The 18,567-nt window shown below is 60.7% G+C and carries 16 protein-coding genes; 9 read left to right on the forward strand and 7 right to left on the reverse strand.

The window, feature by feature from the left end; translation table 11 throughout:
- Nucleotides 1–78 precede the first annotated feature (78 nt).
- On the reverse strand, nucleotides 79–945 hold the full coding sequence (locus tag ACR0C9_RS08225) for a branched-chain amino acid aminotransferase (protein ID WP_480780765.1): 867 nt from the start codon (nucleotides 943–945) through the stop codon (nucleotides 79–81).
- 159 nt (nucleotides 946–1,104) lie between these two features.
- Between ACR0C9_RS08225 and ACR0C9_RS08230 the strand changes: the two genes are divergently transcribed.
- The 7 genes from ACR0C9_RS08230 (at nucleotide 1,105) to ACR0C9_RS08260 (ending at nucleotide 8,083) form a co-directional block, all read left to right on the forward strand.
- Nucleotides 1,105–1,617 carry a MarR family transcriptional regulator gene (locus ACR0C9_RS08230; protein ID WP_170623372.1) on the forward strand — a complete coding sequence of 171 codons (513 nt, stop codon included), beginning with the start codon at nucleotides 1,105–1,107 and terminating at the stop codon, nucleotides 1,615–1,617.
- Complete coding sequence (locus ACR0C9_RS08235; RefSeq protein ID WP_170453461.1) at nucleotides 1,614–2,315, forward strand: response regulator; 702 nt, start codon at nucleotides 1,614–1,616, stop codon at nucleotides 2,313–2,315. Before ACR0C9_RS08230 ends, ACR0C9_RS08235 begins: the two co-directional genes overlap by 4 nt.
- 69 nt (nucleotides 2,316–2,384) lie before the next feature.
- Nucleotides 2,385–3,311, forward strand: a complete 927-nt coding sequence (locus ACR0C9_RS08240) for a histone deacetylase family protein (protein WP_480780766.1) — start codon at nucleotides 2,385–2,387, stop codon at nucleotides 3,309–3,311.
- On the forward strand, nucleotides 3,308–3,550 hold the full coding sequence (locus tag ACR0C9_RS08245) for an exodeoxyribonuclease VII small subunit (protein WP_170521075.1): 243 nt from the start codon (nucleotides 3,308–3,310) through the stop codon (nucleotides 3,548–3,550). Before ACR0C9_RS08240 ends, ACR0C9_RS08245 begins: the two co-directional genes overlap by 4 nt.
- Nucleotides 3,551–4,417 carry a polyprenyl synthetase family protein gene (locus ACR0C9_RS08250; protein WP_480780767.1) on the forward strand — a complete coding sequence of 289 codons (867 nt, stop codon included), beginning with the start codon at nucleotides 3,551–3,553 and terminating at the stop codon, nucleotides 4,415–4,417.
- 16 nt (nucleotides 4,418–4,433) lie between these two features.
- Nucleotides 4,434–6,362, forward strand: a complete 1,929-nt coding sequence (gene dxs / locus ACR0C9_RS08255) for a 1-deoxy-D-xylulose-5-phosphate synthase (protein WP_480780768.1) — start codon at nucleotides 4,434–4,436, stop codon at nucleotides 6,360–6,362.
- A 179-nt stretch (nucleotides 6,363–6,541) separates the two neighbouring features.
- Nucleotides 6,542–8,083: an ankyrin repeat domain-containing protein gene (locus ACR0C9_RS08260; protein ID WP_480780769.1), complete on the forward strand. Its 1,542-nt coding sequence runs from the start codon at nucleotides 6,542–6,544 to the stop codon at nucleotides 8,081–8,083.
- Between the two features lie 66 nt (nucleotides 8,084–8,149).
- On the opposite strand, the gene ACR0C9_RS08265 is transcribed toward ACR0C9_RS08260, so the two are convergent.
- Complete coding sequence (locus ACR0C9_RS08265) at nucleotides 8,150–10,309, reverse strand: hypothetical protein (protein ID WP_170623379.1); 2,160 nt, start codon at nucleotides 10,307–10,309, stop codon at nucleotides 8,150–8,152.
- A gap of 252 nt (nucleotides 10,310–10,561) precedes the next feature.
- On the opposite strand from ACR0C9_RS08265, the gene ACR0C9_RS08270 reads away from it, so the two are divergent.
- Nucleotides 10,562–12,052, forward strand: coding sequence for a chymotrypsin family serine protease (locus ACR0C9_RS08270; protein WP_480780770.1), 1,491 nt, complete (start codon nucleotides 10,562–10,564; stop codon nucleotides 12,050–12,052).
- A 21-nt stretch (nucleotides 12,053–12,073) separates the two neighbouring features.
- Here ACR0C9_RS08270 and ACR0C9_RS08275 read toward each other — a convergent pair whose 3' ends face one another.
- Nucleotides 12,074–12,502, reverse strand: a complete 429-nt coding sequence (locus tag ACR0C9_RS08275) for a hypothetical protein (RefSeq protein ID WP_170623383.1) — start codon at nucleotides 12,500–12,502, stop codon at nucleotides 12,074–12,076.
- Between the two features lie 106 nt (nucleotides 12,503–12,608).
- On the opposite strand from ACR0C9_RS08275, the gene ACR0C9_RS08280 reads away from it, so the two are divergent.
- A complete protein-coding gene (locus ACR0C9_RS08280) occupies nucleotides 12,609–13,373 on the forward strand; it encodes a helix-turn-helix domain-containing protein (protein ID WP_480780771.1) in 765 nt (254 codons plus the stop codon).
- Between the two features lie 31 nt (nucleotides 13,374–13,404).
- On the opposite strand, the gene ACR0C9_RS08285 is transcribed toward ACR0C9_RS08280, so the two are convergent.
- The 4 genes from ACR0C9_RS08285 to ACR0C9_RS08300 are packed head-to-tail and all read right to left on the reverse strand — an operon-like array spanning nucleotide 13,405 to nucleotide 18,523.
- Nucleotides 13,405–15,093 (reverse strand): ABC transporter ATP-binding protein, encoded by a 1,689-nt coding sequence (locus ACR0C9_RS08285; RefSeq protein ID WP_480780772.1) that lies wholly within the window; start codon nucleotides 15,091–15,093, stop codon nucleotides 13,405–13,407.
- Entirely contained in the window at nucleotides 15,090–16,004 is a 915-nt protein-coding gene (locus tag ACR0C9_RS08290; RefSeq protein ID WP_170453450.1) for an ABC transporter permease, read from the reverse strand. The genes ACR0C9_RS08285 and ACR0C9_RS08290 overlap by 4 nt, the downstream gene beginning before the upstream one ends.
- Nucleotides 16,001–16,969, reverse strand: coding sequence for an ABC transporter permease (locus ACR0C9_RS08295; RefSeq protein ID WP_170623388.1), 969 nt, complete (start codon nucleotides 16,967–16,969; stop codon nucleotides 16,001–16,003). Before ACR0C9_RS08295 ends, ACR0C9_RS08290 begins: the two co-directional genes overlap by 4 nt.
- Nucleotides 16,970–18,523, reverse strand: a complete 1,554-nt coding sequence (locus ACR0C9_RS08300; protein ID WP_480780773.1) for an ABC transporter substrate-binding protein — start codon at nucleotides 18,521–18,523, stop codon at nucleotides 16,970–16,972.
- Nucleotides 18,524–18,567 lie beyond the last annotated feature (44 nt).

Genomic DNA, 18,567 nt, shown 5'->3' on the forward strand with positions numbered 1-18,567 from the left:
TCTGCACAATGTCTTGAACGGCAGGCAAAGAAAAACCCCTGCGCAAGGCAGGGGTTTGGAGTTCAGGATCTGCGCAGATCAGGCGCGGACAAGCTTTTCGTAGTCTTCGGCAATCTCGCGGGTCAGATCGCCCACTTTGAACGTATAGTCACCGATCTGCCCGACCGGAGTGACCTCGGCAGCCGTACCGGTCAGCCAGCATTGTTCGAAATCAGCCATTTCCTCGGGCTTGATGCGGCGTTCGTGGACGGTGATGCCCTTGTCTTTCAGCATCTGGATCACGGTCTGGCGGGTGATGCCGTTCAGGAAGCAGTCGGCCTGCGGGGTGTGCACCTCTCCGTCCTTGACGAAGAACACATTCGCGCCGGTCGCTTCGGCCACGTAGCCGCGCCAATCCATGAACAACGCGTCCGAACAGCCCTTTGCCTCGGCCTTGTGCTTGGAGATGGTGCAGATCATGTAAAGACCCGCCGCCTTGGCGTGAACCGGGATGGTTTCCGGGCTGGGGCGTTTCCATTCCGCGATGTCCAGCTTGGCACCCTGCATCTTGGCATCGCCGTAATAGGCACCCCAGGGCCAGACCGCGACGGCCATGCGAACCGGGTTCCGGGCCGAAGCCACGCCCATATCCTCGCCCGAGCCGCGCCAGACCAGCGCGCGGACATAGGCGTCCTGCAAGCCGCTGGCTTTCAGCGCCTCGTCCTTGGCGGCCTCGATCTGATCGACGTCATAGGGCATCGGCATATCCAGCGCCTCGGCCGAGGCGATCAGACGCTCGGAATGTTCGCGGCTTTTGAAGATCTTGCCGTTATAGGCGCGCTCGCCCTCGAACACGGATGAGGCATAGTGCATCGCGTGGGTCAGCAGGTGCACATTGGCCTCGCGCCAGGGCACCAGTTCACCATCCATCCAGATGACACCGTCACGATCATCGTACCCCGCCATGCGAAACCTCCTGAACCGGGTTGAATTTTCGATTGTTGCGCTATTTAGGTCCGGAGCGGACACATTCTTGCGCAAAAACTGCGATTCGATACCTGTCCGCCCTTGGAATGTCAATAAGGCTGACATAAACTGAGCATTGTGTAACGAATGAGGCAAGATATGTCCGAAATCCGCCCCGCCCCGATGTTTGGGGGCGAAAGCCTGTTGTTTCTTACGGATGAGCAGTTGCGACAGGGGATCGAGGCCATGTTTTTCGCCTATCGCGGCTTTACCGCCGATCCTGACCGCATCCTGTCCGAGATGTCTTATGGCCGTGCGCACCACCGAGCGATTCACTTTGTCAATCGCGCGCCGGGGACCACGGTGAACAACCTGCTGGCCATTCTGGGGGTGACAAAACAATCCCTGAACCGGGTGCTGCGGACGCTGATCGAGGATGGAATGGTCGAAAGCCGGGTGGGTACCGCCGACAAGCGCGAGCGGCACCTGTTTCTGACCGAAAAGGGCCGCGCGCTGGAGGCCACGCTGTCCGACGCCCAGCGCGCCCGGATGCGTGCGGCATATAAGGACGCAGGCCCCGAAGCCGTGGCCGGTTTTCGTAAAGTGCTTGAAGCGATGATGGATGCTGATATGCGTCATGCGTATACGAAGCTGCGGGATACGACCTCATGAGCGATATGGACGCCCATCTGCTGATCGTCGACGATGACGAACGCATTCGCGATCTGTTGAAGAAGTTCCTGATGCGGAACGGGTTTCTGGTAACCGCCGCCCGCGACGCAGCCCATGCGCGCCGGGTGCTGTCGGGGCTGGATTTCGACATGATCGTGCTGGACGTGATGATGCCGGGCGAGGATGGCGTGAGCCTGACAAAGGCGCTGCGCGAAACGCATGCGACTCCGATCCTGCTGCTGACCGCGCGGGGCGAAACCGAACACCGGATTGCCGGGCTTGAGGCCGGGGCGGATGATTATCTGGCCAAACCGTTCGAGCCGAAAGAGCTGTTGCTGCGCATCAACGCCATTCTGCGGCGGATGCCGGAAACGCCAGCCCAAGATACCGCGGCAAAGATCCTGACGCTGGGCCCGATCCGCTATGACATCGAACGTGGTGAGATGTGGCAGGGCGAAGACCCGGTGCGTCTGACCGCAACGGAAAGCCAGTTGATGAAGATCTTCTCGGCCCAGCCGGGCGAGCCAATCAGCCGTGCGAAACTGGTCGAGGATCTGGGCCGCGACAAGGGGCAGGCGCAGGAACGCGCGGTGGACGTGCAGATCACCCGGTTGCGTCGGAAGATCGAACAGGATCCGAAGCAGCCCAGATACCTGCAGACGGTTCGGGGTGCTGGTTACATGCTGGCGCCGGATTGATTTAGCCGCTGCGCGGCGATTTTATGCCTTCGGCGAGGATATTTTTAGCCAGATGAAGAAGGGATCCCGATGAAGACTGCCTTGTTGACCCATGCCGATTGTCTGGGGCACGTGACGCCGGACGGGCATCCTGAGCGGGTGGCGCGGTTGGAGCATATTCTTCATGCGCTGGAGGCTTTGGATCTGGATCGCAGGACGGCCCCGATGGCGGCGGATGATGATTTGCTGCGAGTCCATCCCGAAGATTACATCCGGGATATTCGGGCCACGCGGCCTGCGGATGGATTTTCGCAGATCGATGGAGATACGTTTATGTCTCCGGGCTCTGTCGATGCCGCCTATCGCGCGGCGGGGGCCGTGGTGCGGGCAGTGGATCTGGTGCTGGGCGGTGAGGCTGCGAATGCGTTCTGTGCGATCCGACCGCCGGGGCATCATGCGGAAACGGACAAGGCGATGGGGTTCTGCCTGTTCGGCAATGCGGCTTTGGCGGCGAAACATGCGCTGGATCATCATGGGCTAAGCAAGGTCGCTGTCGTTGACTTTGACGTCCATCACGGCAATGGCACGCAGGATTTGCTGTGGGACGAAAAGCGCGCGCTGGTGATTACCAGCCAGCAGATGCCCTTGTGGCCCGGATCGGGACGCCCGGATGAGACCGGCGCTTATGAGACCGTATTGAACATACCTCTGGCCCCCGGCACAGGCGGGACCGAGATGCGGGCAGCTTATGAATCGCAGGCTTTCCCGCGTTTGCGGGCGTTCAGGCCCGAATTGATCATCATCTCAGCCGGCTTTGACGCCCATCAGGACGATCCGCTGGCCAATCTGAACTGGTCCACGGGTGATTTTGCCTGGATCACCGCTGAGCTGTGCAGGATCGCGGATGAGGTTTGTGAGGGCCGTATCGTCTCGACTCTGGAGGGCGGGTATGATCTGAACGCACTGGCCGGGGCGACACGCGCCCATGTGGAAGAACTGATGAAGGCAGCACGATGACCGATACCCCCGTTGATCAGATGACGTTCGAACAGGCGATGAAAGAGCTTGAGGCCGTGGTCGGCCAGCTGGAACGCGGCGATGTGGCGCTGGATCAGTCGATTGCGCTGTATGAACGCGGGGCAGCGTTGAAGAAACGTTGCGAGGATGAGTTGAAGCGGGCCGAAGAAAAGGTCGCCGCGATCACCTTGGATGCTGGCGGCCAGCCGACCGGGACGACGCCTGTTGAAGGTCAGTAAATGTTTCGCGACCAGTTGGCGCGGGATGCGTCCCGGATTCAGGCGCAGTTTGACCATGTCCTGAGCGCCTTTGACGATTTCGATGTGACGCAGGCGATGGGTTATGCCACCGAAGGCGGCAAGCGGTTGCGCGGGTTTCTGGTGTTGGAAAGCGCCCGTCTGCATGACGTGACCGAGGCGCGCGCGATCTGGCCCGCCACGGCGATCGAAGCGCTGCATGCCTATTCTCTGGTCCATGACGATCTGCCTTGCATGGATGACGACGATTTGCGGCGCGGTCGCCCCACGACCCATGTGAAATGGGATGAGGGCACGGCGGTGCTGGCCGGGGATGCCTTGCACACGCTGGCCTTTGAGCTTTGCGCACGCCCCGAGGTTGGCGACGCAGAAATCCGCGCCGATTTGACCCTGACACTGGCCAAAGCCAGCGGGGCGCAGGGCATGGTCATGGGACAGGCGCTGGATATCGCGGCTGAGTCGGCGACCGAGCCCTTGTCGCTGGAGGCGATTACGCATTTGCAGGCCGGAAAGACAGGCGCTTTGATCGAATGGTCCGCCTGTGCTGGTGCCCGATTGGCACAGGCCGATCCCGCCCCGCTGCGCCAATACGCCCAGGCGCTTGGGCTTGCTTTTCAGATTGCCGATGACATCTTGGATGTGGAAGGCGATGCCGAAAAGGCTGGAAAACGCCTGCAAAAGGATGCGGATGCGGGGAAAGCCACATTTGTCTCTCTGCTGGGGCTGGGCCCGGCCAAGGCCCGCGCGGCGGAACTTGTCGATCAGGCCTGCGCCGCTTTGGACGGGTACGGCCCAAGGGCGGAAACCTTGAAGGACGCCGCCCGCTTCGTTATTGCCCGGGACAGCTAAGTCAGGAACGCGCTACATGTCTGATCGCCCGAATACGCCCCTGCTGGACCTTGTGAACCGTCCTGCCGATCTAAAGCAATTTTCGGACGCACAATTGCATCAGCTGGCGCAGGAATTGCGGACCGAGACCATTTCTGCCGTTTCTGTCACCGGCGGACATCTGGGTGCGGGTCTGGGTGTTGTGGAACTGACCACCGCCCTGCATGCCGTGTTCGACACGCCGCGCGACAAAATCATCTGGGACGTGGGCCATCAGTGCTATCCACATAAAATCCTGACCGAACGGCGTGATCGCATTCGGACGCTGCGGATGAAGGATGGGCTCAGCGGCTTCACCAAGCGCAGCGAAAGCCCGTATGACCCGTTTGGGGCGGCGCACAGCTCGACCTCGATCAGTGCCGCGCTGGGTTTTGCGGTAGCGCGCGATCTGGGGGGCGTCACGCCCGAAGGACTGGGCGATGCGATTGCGGTGATTGGCGATGGCTCGATGTCTGCGGGCATGGCCTTTGAGGCGATGAACAACGCAGGCCACCTGAAGAAGCGCCTGATCGTGATCCTGAACGACAATGAGATGAGCATTGCGCCCCCGGTGGGCGCGCTGTCCAACTACCTGTCGCGCATCTATGCCGAGGAACCGTTCCACGACCTGAAAGCCGCCGCCAAGGGCGCGGTGTCGCTGCTGCCTGAGCCGTTCCGCGAAGGGGCCAAACGCGCCAAAGAGATGCTGAAAGGCATGGCCGTCGGCGGCACGTTGTTCGAAGAACTGGGCTTTTCTTATGTTGGCCCCATCGACGGGCATGATCTGGACCAGTTGCTGCCGGTACTGCGCACGGTCAAGGCCCGCGCAACCGGGCCGATCCTGATCCATGTACTGACCAAGAAGGGCAAGGGCTACGCCCCGGCTGAACAGGCCCGCGACAAGGGCCACGCCACCGCCAAGTTCGATGTGGTGACGGGCGAGCAGAAAAAGACACCTTCGAACGCGCCGTCCTATACCTCGGTCTTTGGCAAGACGCTGGTGGATGAGGCTGCGCGCGATGACAAGATCGTGGCCGTCACGGCGGCAATGCCGGATGGAACCGGGCTGAACCTGTTTGCTGAACGCTACCCGTCGCGCTGTTTCGACGTTGCGATTGCGGAACAGCATGGGGTGACTTTCTCGGCCGCGTTGGCGGCGGGCGGGATGAAGCCATTCTGCGCGATCTATTCGACGTTCTTACAGCGCGGCTACGATCAGGTGGTGCATGATGTTGCGATCCAGCGCCTGCCGGTCCGCTTTGCCATCGACCGTGCGGGACTGGTCGGGGCCGATGGCGCGACCCATGCCGGATCCTTTGACATTGCCTACCTGTCGAACCTGCCAGGTATGGTTGTCATGGCCGCCGCCGACGAAGCCGAGCTGATGCATATGATCGCCACAGCCGTTGCCCATGATGACGGCCCCATCGCCTTCCGCTATCCGCGTGGCGAAGGCGTCGGCGTCGACCTGCCCGAACGTGGCGAAGTGCTTGAAATCGGCAAGGGCCGTATGATCCAAAAAGGCGCGCGTGTGGCATTGCTGTCCTTTGGTACACGACTGGCCGAGGTGCAAAAGGCGGCTGAGGCGCTTAGTGCGCGCGGGATCGCCCCGACCATCGCCGATGCCCGCTTTGCCAAACCACTGGATCGCGACCTGATCCTGACCCTGGCCGACGACCATGAGGCGCTGATCACCATCGAAGAAGGCGCTGTGGGCGGCTTTGGCAGCCATGTGGCGCAGCTTTTGGCAGACGAAGGCGTGTTTGATCGCGGTCTCAAATACCGCTCGATGGTATTGCCGGACATCTTCATCGATCAGGCCAGCCCGGCGGATATGTACGCGGTCGCCGGTATGAATGCCGAACAGATCGAGGCCAAGGTTCTGGATGTTCTGGGCGTTGCCTCGATCGGCGAAAAACGCGCCTAAGGCCGGGCGGTCATGCGGCTTGCAACCCTGATGGGCGAAAGTTAGGCTCGGGTCAGGCTGTTTGAGGCAGCCACCCGGTCCGCGGAAAGCTGTCATCGGCACCTCAGTAAGACGACTTGTAAACCAAATCGGTTTCTCAGCCCGGATCAGCGGACCATCGGGCAGCGGAGGGAAGACCGATGACCAAATCACTCGACCAACTGCGCCGTGACGCGAAGGCCTTGGGCAAAGCTCTGACTGCGGGCGACAAGGGCGCGATGTTGCGCGTCCATGGCATTGTCAAAACGCCCAGAAACGGGGTCTACAAACATGCCGACTGCCTGCATGTGATCGCCCGCGAAACGGGGTATGCCACATGGCCCGCGTTGAAACTGGCCGTCGAAACGCAAGGCATGGACCGGGCGCAGAAACAAGGGCGGCTGCGCTGGGCGCTTTATAACGGCTCGGCGGAAACGGTGGCGTATCTGCTGGCGCAGGAGCCCGACCTGGCCGAGGATCAGGTGCCGCTGTTGGTTGCGCTATACGACGTGAACGCGATGCGCAGGGTTCTGGCGCAGGATCCGGGCGCCGCAACGCGCGAATACCCTCCCCGGCGTCCCATGTGCCATCTGGCGTTTTCGCGGCACATCAAGACCGCCCCCGAGAAAGAGGGCGACATGCTGGCCATGGCGGATCTGCTATTGGCCCACGGTGCGGATGTGAATGACAGCTTTGCCTTCGATCCGGCGTCAGACCATCGCCTGTCCGCGCTTTATGGCGCTGTCGGCCATGCGGACAACATGCCCCTGGCCGAATGGCTTTTGGACCACGGCGCGGACCCCAATGACAACGAATCCCTCTACCATTCCACCGAGCTTGGCCATACCGACGGGCTGCAGATGTTGCTGAACCATGGGGCCGATCCCAAGGGCACAAACGCGCTGCCAAGGGCCATTGATTTCAACAGCACCGAAGCGGTGCGCCTGTTGCTGGACCATGGCGCGGACCCCAACGAAGGCATCGCGCCACATCCGTCAGGCGAGCCATCGCTGGTGATACCCGCCTTGCACCAGACCGCACGGCGTTTGGCGTCGGGTGAGATCGCCCGGCTCCTGCTGGATCACGGTGCTGACCCAAATGCCGTCAGTCGCGGCCATACGCCCTATGCCTTTGCCCGCGTCTTCGGGAACCGGGATGTGGCGGATGTGCTGGAGCAGGCGGGGGTATCCACGCAGCTATCAGAGACCGAGGCACTTTTGGCGCGTGCAGCGGATGGAGTGCCAAGGCCCGGCGACCGGATCGATATGACTGCCCTATCGGAAGAATTGACCTATCTTCTGGGTCGTCTGGTGTGGCGAGAAGGCAGCCTGCCCCATATGCAGCGCCTTGTGGAGATGGGCTTTGACGCCAACCTGCCGGATGAGATGGGGATGCCGCCGCTGCATCTTGCCGGGTGGGAAGGGATGGCCGATGTCACGGCCTTTTTTCTGCACCAGAACCCGGACCTTGACCACACCAACGCTTATGGGGGCACATTGCTGTCGACGATCATTCACGGGTCAGAAAACTGCCCGCAACGCGCGCATCGCGACCATATCGACTGCGCCCGGATGGCGTTAGAGCGGGGCGTACCATTGCCCCGAAAAGCCCCGCAATTTGCAACCCGGCCCGAGATGTCCGAATTTCTTGCCGATTGGGCGGAGGCGCATCCGGATCAGGTTGCGGAACACGGGGTGATTTGACACGCACCGACGAAAGAAAAGCGGCGGCGCAATTCAAGCGCCGCCGCCCGGCTTGCACTACTGGCGTCAGCCGTCCAGGCAGAAGCCTTCGATGTCGCCATTTGTCCAGTTGTTCGGACCACTGTTCAGAATGGTGCGGTCGCTTACATGGATGCGGATGTTGTAGCCGCAGGGATCCATGCCGGTGGTATCAAGCTCCCAATTGCCAGACGCGCCATCGGTACTCAGCGATCCAGCCGCGTAGCTGATCGTGACCGACGAACTGCCGCCCACAAACGGGGGCAGAACCGTCGCCGCAGGTGCGGCGGAAGTGATGACCATGGTGCCGCCCGCAGCCTCGGGCAGCGGGGTCACATGGATGCGCAGGCTTCCGCAGTGATTGCCCGTCATCGAATACGTGCCCGAGATCACTTCGCCAATGCCGAACTTGCCACAATTCCCTGCGCCGCTTGTGATTTCGACATCTGCGCCGGGCCGGGTGTTGTCGACCATAAAGACCGTCGATACGGTTGTGCCCAGAACCGGACCTGCCGGTTGCCGGAACTCGATGAAGACCGAGTGCAACCCGTTCTCCAGCCCCGTCAATGCGCCCAACAGATCGTCGGCGACCGAGACCAGCGGCGAGGCGGCCAGATAGGGGAACCAATCCCCAACCGCGTTGACCGTCTGCTTGACCGAAAACGGGCTTGGGAAGGTGGTAACATCGGCCTCGAACGGGTTTGTGTAGGCCCGTGGTGCGATATCGGAAGGTCCCTGGATCATGATCCGGTACTCCATCGCGCCTGCCGGGATGTTGAAGGCCCGGCCCTTCAGCAGCGTCCGCCCGCCAAACGGCGCATCGTCGGCATTGGGGATGATACCGCCCACGCCCGCGCCATTGGCATATCCCATGGCGTTGATCTGCGGGATCGGCATGTTTCCGATGGATTCCAGGAAGGGCAGGAACTGTCCGGGCACGCCGCCTTTCGGAAGATGTTCGACCTCGATCGTGCAATCGGCCCGGTCGCCCCAATGGGGCACGAAATCCGGATCATTCGGCGCGGGCGGGACGGCCCAGGACAGGATACCGCGAATCCGCGCCTGCCCGGTCTTGCACCATTCTTTGCGATGATCATCCAGATCCACCGGCAGCGAGGCCTGATACCACAGCCCGTCATCCGGGATCTGATCGATATTGTGCACATCGACCCAGGTGATGCCCTGGAATTCCCAGCCCGATCCGAAATCAAGGTAGAAGGCGACATATTCCCGCGACCCTTGCGAACACAGATCGCCCGAATAGCCACTGGCGCGCTTGATCTCGATCACGCCATGCAGGTGCGAGGTGTCGCGATCCAGACCAACGCAGTGAAGCTCTTCATATGTCGTGTTGAAGTCGGGCTTCATGATGAAGTCATCGAAATCCGAAAGGTCGATGTCAAAATCCGGTATCTGGAAGGCCGCCATCGTCTGGCTTGCGGCGATATCCGTGCTGTCGGCCGCAAGTTTGACCATGGTGGGAAAGACATTACGCAGAACCTGCATCTTGTCCGCCCGGTCGGTCTTTTTCATCAACTGCGCCAGCGAGGCCGCCGGTTTGTTCGCAACCAACTGGGTTTCCAGCAGCGATGTCGCCTGCTGCAGCACTTTCGGATCGATCTGTTGAATGCCGATATCGGTGATATGATCGATCAGGTTGCATAGGAACGGGCTTCTGGGGTTGATCTGAATGTCGCGCTCCAGCCTGTTGCCCCAGATCGGCAGCCAGTTCGGCATGTTGGCCGGCGGGACCACGTTCCAGGACAGAACGGCCCGAACGGTCGGCAAAACCGGGTCGCGGTCGCAACATGTCCGTTTCTTGGGATCGACCTTGATCGACACCGCGTAACACAGGTCATCCTTGAACCCAAGGTCATGGATGTTGAAGCTGTTCACCCCGCTGTCGACCCACACGCCGTCACCGTAATCGAGGTAAAAGCGCACATATTCCTGCGACCCGTCGGTGCAGGGCCCGCCGCCATAGCCATCGGCCTGCTTGATCCGCACAATCGCGGTCAGGATGCTGCTGTCGGGGTTGTAGCCGATGCAGGTCAGTTCTTCGAACGCGACGTCCTGAATCTTTTTCAGAACCGGCTTTTGCAGCCCTTTCAGGTCCAGTTGGGACAGGTTGCCAAAATAGTTCGGGTTCTGAAGCAGCCTGAAATTGGCAGAGGTTCGAAGTTCAATTTCCTTGCTGACATCCGTCATGGGAATTCTCCAATAAATGCTTAAAATAAATAAAAAACATGCAGTCAAAAATACCTGCACAGGTTGTATTATACACGATTTTGGCTGATTCCGCGACTGCCCGTTGGGGCTTGGCTGCAAATGGCCGATGCCAGCGCGGCACAACCTGGCGGTGATGCAGGCCTGGCCAATCTGTGCTAGTCTATGGGTAAGCCAAGCGCACGAACACTCCTGATAGTTGCTGACTTTTTTCATGCCGTAGGAGGGCTTTTGATGGTTACCCCGAACGCCGAAGGCGATCTTTATCCGCTGCTCAGGGCCTACAAGAAACAGCATTTGGGCAAGGGTGCGTTTCGACGATATGACGCCCATGCGATTGGGATCGGGCAGAAAATCGTATCGGGCAAACCAACCGATACGCTGTGCCTGCGGTTCTATGTCAGCTGCAAGCACCCGACAGACCGAATAGCGCCGGATCGCCGGGTGCCCGCCGCATTCCGAACTTGGTCGCAGCGCGACGGGCGCGAGGTCGAATTGCCGACCGATGTGATCGAGCAGCCCCCGATGCGCTTTACCGCCGACCCGACAGACAGGTTCCGCCCTGTTCCGGGCGGGGTCAGCGGCGGCTCGGTCTTTACCGGCACAATCGGCGGCTGGGCGTGGGACCGGACCGATGCAAGCTTTGTGATGCTGACGGCATGCCACGTCGTAGGTTTTTTTGACGTCGTGGTCCTGTTGAACGGACCGATGCTGCAGCCGGGCTTGTCGGATGGCGGCGATGTGACGGACGACCGGGTGGGAACCGTCAAGCGGCTGATCGAGTTGCAGGCAGGCGAAACCAGAACCGTCGACGCAGCCATTGCCGAACCCACTAACACCGACATGGTGCAAACGGTTGTGCTGGACGTCGGCTCGGCGATCTATGCGGTGGACACGCCCACGCTGGGCATGGCTGTGCAGAAGTCGGGCAAATCCAGCGGGTTGACCCAGGGCCAGGTTGTCGATGCGGATGTGGACACTGCCGTGTTTCTGGCCGACGACATTTTCTTTTTCGAGGATGCCGTGCAGATTCAGGCCTCTGACGGCGGTGTTTGGGCGGAACCGGGCGACTCGGGCTCTGTCGTTTTTTCGCAGGCGGGGTTGCCCACGTCCTCGGCCATCCATCCGGCTGTGGGGCTGCATTTCGCCAGTTCCACGGATGCGGACGGGCTGGCCTGCAAGATGCGAAATGTTTTCGAGCAGCTTGATCTGGCACCGATTTGCGATGGCCTGTTTGCCGACTTTGTCGAAGAGATGGCGGTTGCGCCGGGCTTCACCTCGCCCGATGCGGATGTGTCACCGGCTGCGAGGCTGCATCCGTTCACACCGCGCGAAAGACGCTGGGCAAGGGCCGGGTCGCCGGTCCGTGGTCTTGGGCGCGACCTGCAGGCCCGTCTGGACGGATCGGGCAGCGGGCGTCAGCTGAACACTCTGGTAAGCGCGCACCGCGCAGCCCTGACCGAGTTGATGATCCGAAATGGCGATGTGCGCCGCGCCGCGGTTGCCGCCATAGGCCCGATCCTGTCCGGGGCGGTCACCACAAGTGACGTGCTGTCCCGACGTATCTGTGCCCAGGATGTCAAGCGGCTGCAAAAACTGATCCATGAGATCGAACGATCCGGCGATGAAAAGCTGGTGGCGTCGGTGCAGGCCATGGCCAAAATGCTGGAGGTGGTCGAGGGCAAGTCCCTGTCCGACCTGTTCGAACAGGGTGCCGCTTATTGAACGGTTGGGCCGAACTCAGGATCAGGTTGCGACAGGATTGCCGTCTGGCTGCGTTCGGCAGGACCACAGGATCAGCAGCAGGAAGGACAGGTTCAGCACAACGTTGAACGGCGCGCCCACAAGGATGGACCCCGCGCTATCGGTGCAGAACCATGTCCACGCAGCAATCTTTGCAACCTTCGCGGCCACCGTCGCCGACAAAGGCGCAACATGGGTACCCAACGCCCATTGCATAGCGCCCAGCCCGGCTGTCAGACCGCCCGTGATCGCCAGCAACAATGTGGTCGGAGCGGATATATCCGAAGGAACTGTTTGGAACGGCCAATACGCGACCGTCAGAAATATATGCGCAAGACCGTGCAAAGCCGGAAGCGCGGTAAGCGCGAATAGAACGCCGGTCACGATCAGAATAATGCCGGACAAGCGCATTGCGGAATGTTGTCGGGTCATGGTCCCCTCCTGTTCAAGACCCGTCCTTGATGCGCCATGGCTCGAGCGCAAAGCAATTACGTCAGAGGTAAGTGATTTCTGCACCCGCGCTTGCTAGGCTTGCGTCATGACCCCGTATCCCAGATTGCTGAAAGAGTGGCGCAAGCGGCGCAGGATGAGCCAGCTTGATCTGGCGGTTGAGGCTGATGTCAGCGCCCGCCATATCTCGTTCCTAGAAACCGGCAGGTCCCGGCCCAGCCCGGACATGATCCTGCACCTGTCCGAGGTCATGGATGTGCCGGTCGATGCGCGCAATCAGATGATGCGGGCCGAGGGGTTCGCCGCTCGATTTGCGGCGACGCCCTTCGATGATGCCGCCATGGCCCCCATCCGCAGCGCCGTGGACTGGACGCTGAAACAGCATGAACCTTACCCGGCAATGGTGCTGGACCGGCTGTGGCACCTTGTTCGGCTGAACAAACCCGCCGAAATGCTGTTTGCACCGCTTGGGATCGCGCAAGGTCAAAGCCTTCTGACGCTGATCACCAGCCCACTGATGGCCGAGCTTGTCGAGAACTGGCCCGAGGTGGCCCATCACACAATGCTGCGTCTGCGGTCCGAAAGCGCCAATGCCGGTGGCCTGCCGGAACTGGACGCCGCCGCGCGGGCTCTGGCGGAACAGGCGCAGATTGGCAGTGACGCCGCCTTTGGACCAACCATTCCGACGATCTATCGGTTTGGCGGCCAGCGCGTTTCGATGTTCGGCACCATCGCGCAGCTCAGCACCGTTACGGATGTGACGCTGGACGATCTGAAGATCGAACTGTTCTTTCCATCCGATGATGCCAGCGCGGATTTCCTGAAAGCTCTGCCCCGTTCGGCGCAGCATTGAGGGCGCCCTGAGCAGCAATTGACCAGTGCCACTACGCCAGTTGTTTCAACCGGGGCATCAAATCCAGCAGCTCTTTTGTGTAGGCATGCTGAGGGGCCGAGAACAGGGCATCGGTATCCTGAACCTCGACCAGTTTGCCCTGTCGCATGACGCCCACCCGATCACACATCTGCCGCACGACGGGCAGATCGTGGCTGATGAACAGCATGGTCAGGCCAAGGTGATCCTGTAGATCCTTCAGGATGTTCAGGATCTGTGCCTGAATCGAGACATCCAGCGCGCTTGTCGGCTCATCGCAGATCAGGAACCGGGGCTGCGTGGCCAGCGCGCGGGCGATGCAGATGCGCTGGCGCTGCCCGCCCGAGAATTCATGCGGGTATTTGCGCCATGCATCCTTGGCCAGACCGACCCAGTCCAGCAACTCGCGCACGCGCGGCTCAACGGCGGGTTTTGGCAGGATTTTGTGGTGAAGGATCGGCTCGGCCACAAGATCCCCGACCCTCATGCGAGGGTTGAGGCTTGAGAACGGGTCCTGAAAAATCATCTGGATCTGGCGGCGATAGGCTTGCAGTGCGTCCGCCCCCATGGCGGTCACATCCTGCCCGTCAAAGATCACTTGGCCACCGTCCACCGGATAGAGCGTGCCGATCATCCGTGCGACGGTGGATTTGCCCGAACCACTTTCGCCAACAAGGCCGAACACCTCACCATCGCGAATGTCGAAACTGACCTGACCGACGGCGGTGAAATATTTCCGCTGCGACGGCAGCAGACCGCCCTTTTGCAGGAAGGTCTTGGTGATGTTGTCGACCTCAAGCAGCTTACCCGATTTGGACAGATCGGTCTTGTCCCAATGGGCTGCCAGATCGTCGATCTTGAAGGTTCTCTCCCGCTCGCCATAGCTGACCACCGGAAAACGCTCGACTTTGGTATGCGGGCGCGGCACAGCGGCAATCAGGGATTTGGTGTATTCGTGCGTGGGTGCGCCGAGGATCTGATCAGTCGTGCCGCTTTCAACCACATGGCCGGAATACATCACCGTCACTGTGTCTGTGGTATCGGCAATGACGCCCATATCATGGGTCACGAGGATCACGCCGACCTGACGTTCCTTGGCCAGTTCCTTGATCAGGTCCAGCACTTGTGCCTGCACCGACACGTCCAAAGCGGTCGTCGGTTCATCTGCGATCAACACGCTGGGTTCGGTACACAGCGCCAGCGCGATCACGACCCGCTGACGCATGCCGCCGGAAAACTGGTGCGGGTATTGATTGAACCGATCCGCCGGGTCGGGGATCGAGACGCGATCCAGCAGGGCTATTGCGCGCTTTTTCGCGTCAGACGCGGACAGGCCAAGATGCAGCTGGATCGTCTCGACCAATTGTTCGCCCACCGTAAACAGCGGGTTCAGCGAGGTCAGCGGGTCCTGAAAGATCATCCCGATCTCTTTGCCCCGGATCCTGCGCTTGTCCTCGGCGTCCAACTCGTCAATCCGGCGACCGTTCAGCCAGACCTCGCCCTCGGAGACATGGGCCGGAGGGTCTAGCAGGCCGATCACAGCGTTGCCGGTCATGGACTTTCCTGCACCGCTCTCGCCGACAACGCCCCGGATTTCACCGGGATGCAGGTCATAGGTCACATGCTCGACCGGCTTGAAGATGCCGTGGCGGGTGGGGATTTCCACCGTCAGGTTGCGGATCGAAAGAACGGGGTCGGTCATTTCAGCCTCGGGTTCAGGACATCGCGCAGCCAGTCGCCCAGCAGGTTCACACTCAGCGCCAGCGCCAGCAGGGTGCAGGCCGGGAAGAACAGGATCCACCACTCACCCGAGAACAGGAACCCCTGCCCGATACGGATCAGCGTGCCCAGCGAGGGCTGCGTGGGCGGTGCACCAACGCCAAGGAAACTGAGCGTCGCCTCGGCAATGATCGCCAGCGCCAGCGAGATGGTGGCAATCACCAGCACCGGAGACAGCACGTTGGGCAGGATGTGCCGCAACATGATGGTAAGCGGGCTTTGCCCGATGATGCGCGCGGCGGCGACGTAATCCTTGTTCTTTTCAACCAGCGTGGCACCCCGGACGACGCGCGCGAACTGCACCCAGTCGGACAGGCCAATGGCAAGGATCAGCACCCAGATCGCCATCTGATCTCGGTATTCAATGGGCGTGATGCCCTTGGCGATGCCAAAGATCAGCATGGCCAGAAGGATTGATGGGAAGGTCAGCTGCACATCCGCCGTACGCATGATGATGGTTTCGGTCCAGCCGCCGAAATAGCCGGACAGCAGGCCCAGAATGATCCCCAGAACCATGGCAAACAGAACAGCCGCCACGCCCACAAACAGCGAGATTCGCATCCCGTAGAGGATCGTGGAAAACACATCCCGGCCCTGATCATCCGTGCCCATCAGGAAGCTTTCGCCGGTAAAGGCGTTTGGCTCCATCGGCGGGGTGAAGCCATTCATCAGGTTCAGGCTGGCCGGATCAAACGGGTTCGTCGGCGCAATCAGCGGTGCAAGGATGGTGGCAAGGATCAGGACCAAAGCCACCGTCGCAGAGACTATGGCCACGGGCGAGCGGCGAAAGGCGTAGAACTGGTCGCTGTCCAGAATGCGTTTCACACGGCTCATGCGCTGACCCTCAGGCGCGGGTCGATGAAGGCGTAAAGGATGTCGACCGCAAGGTTGATGGTGACGAAGATGACCGAGATCATCATCAGGTAAGCTGCCATGACAGGGATATCCACGAACTGGATTGCGTTGATGAACAAAAGGCCAAGGCCTGGCCACTGGAACACCGTTTCGGTGATGATGGCGAAGGCGATGATGGCCCCCAATTGCAGGCCGATGATGGTGATCACCGGGACCATGGTGTTTTTTAGCGCGTGGCGGAAGTTTATGGTCCGGTCGCTCAGTCCACGGGCGCGGGCAAAGCGGATGTAGTCCTGCCGCAGCACCTCGAGCATTTCGGACCGCACCAGCCGCATGATCAGGGTCATTTGGTACAATCCCAGCGTGATCGCGGGCAGGATCAACGCCTTGAGGCCACTGGCGGTCAGGAACCCGGTGTTCCACCAGCCAAGGTCAACGACCTCACCGCGCCCGAAGCTGGGCAGCCAGCCCAGTTCGACCGAGAAGACGTAGATCAACAGAATACCGATCAGGAAGGTGGGCAGGGATACCCCGATCAGCGAGGCCGACATGATGAAATTCGCCGCAAACCCGTCCCGCCGGATCGCGGTAAAGACGCCCAGCGCAATGCCCAGAACGATTGCAAACACGGCCGACACCATCGCCAGTTCCAGCGTGGCAGGGGCGCGTTCGGCCAAAATCTCGGCCACCGGGCGACCCTGACGGAAGCTGACGCCGAAATTGCCCTGCACCGCCTCTTGCAGGAACTTCACATATTGCACCGGAAACGGCTGATCGAGGCCCAACTGGGTACGCAGACGTTCCACATCTTCCATGGTCCGTTCCTGCCCCAGCATGTTGTCGATCGGATCGCCGACAAAGCGGAACATGGAAAAGGCGACAAGGCCCACGACGAACAGAACCAGCGCCGACTGGGCCACGCGCCTGATGATGTATGACAGCATTTAGTTGACCGTGACCCAGCGCAGAAGGAAGAAGTTGTCGGGCCGTTGAGTCAGCTCGATATTGCTGCGGGCACCCCAGACCAAAGGCTGAACGTAAAGCGGCACGTAAGCTACCTCGTCCTGCAGGATGCCTGCGACCTCATCCAGCATGGCCTGACGCGTTGGTTCGTCAATCTCGGACTGGATCAGCGGCAGCAATTCATCCACACGCGCGTTGGAATAACCGCCAAAGTTCCACGAGCCCAGTTTCTTTTCCTCATTCGGAGTCGAGGCCAGGAAGCGCACGGGATGTTCAGCGTCAAAGGTTCCTGGCGACCAGCCCAGCAGGTACATGTCGAAATTGTCGGCGCGCAGCTCCGGCCAGTAGTTCTGCACTGGCATCGCATCCAGCGTCACATTCAGCCCGGCCTGAGTCAGCATGGCGGTGATCGCCTGACAAACCGCTTCATCATTCAGATAGCGATTGTTGGAGCATTTGAAGCTGACCTCGACCCCCTCTGCCCCCGCTTCGGCAAGCAGCGCCTTGGCCCCGTCGGGGTCATAGGCGTAGGGGTCTGCATTGGCCGCTGAATAACCGCGCATCGCGGGGCTGACCAACTGGCTGGCCACCTCGGCATTACCGCGCATGATGGTCTGAAGGATGGCCGGAACGTTGACCGCCTTGGCCACCGCCTCGCGGGTTCGCGGATCAAGGAACAGGTCAGAATTACCCTGCCCGGCCTCGCTTGCGCCTTCCTGCTGGTCAAAGCCCAGCATAATCACGCGCGCTTCGATCCCCTGAATGACCTTTACATCCGGGTTGCCCTGCAAACGGGCGACGTCCTGAATCGGGACCGGGTTGATGAAATCCACATCGCCAGACAGCAGAGCCGCCAGAGCGGTCGCCGGGTTCTGGATCGGCACAAGTTCGGCGCGGGTCAGGTTGTGCTCTGCCTCGTCCCACCAGCCCTCGAAAGGCTCAAGGACAGTACGCAGCCCCGGTTCGCGTGCAGTGACGCGAAAGGCACCGGTTCCGTTGGCGTTGAGCGTCGCATGGTTCCCGGCCTCTTTGTCGGGAAGGGCGGCGTCGTTGGCCTCGGCCCAGCCGCTGTCCATGATCATCCAGTTGGCGATGCTGTCAGGAAAGATCGGATTTGGCGCGGTGGTCATCACATCGACGGTGTAATCGTTAACTTTCACCACCTCACTGACCGGCGCGAACCAACTACGGGTGTCTGAATTTTCATCGGACGCGCGCTGATACGAGAAAATCACATCATCGGCATTGAATTCGGACCCATCATGAAATGTCACGCCCTCGCGCAGCTTGAACCGCCAGCCTGCACCGTCGCCGATGGTTTCCCAACTGGTGGCCAGCGCCGGTTCGATGGTCATATCCTTGCCCCGACGCACCAGCCCTTCGTAGACATTGTTCAGGAACCCCAGAACAGGGGCGGAATTCACCGCATGAGGATCCATCGTTTGCGGATCGGTGGTGACGGCAAAGGTGAACTCTTCGGCCGCAACCGGCATGGCAAGCGCGCCCAAAAGCGCGGCAGTGGTCAGACGTTTCATGATAGCTCCCACTTTTTTGGTGCCGGGCCCCGTATCCCGAGGCC

The organism is Ruegeria sp. C12 (assembly GCF_056537745.1).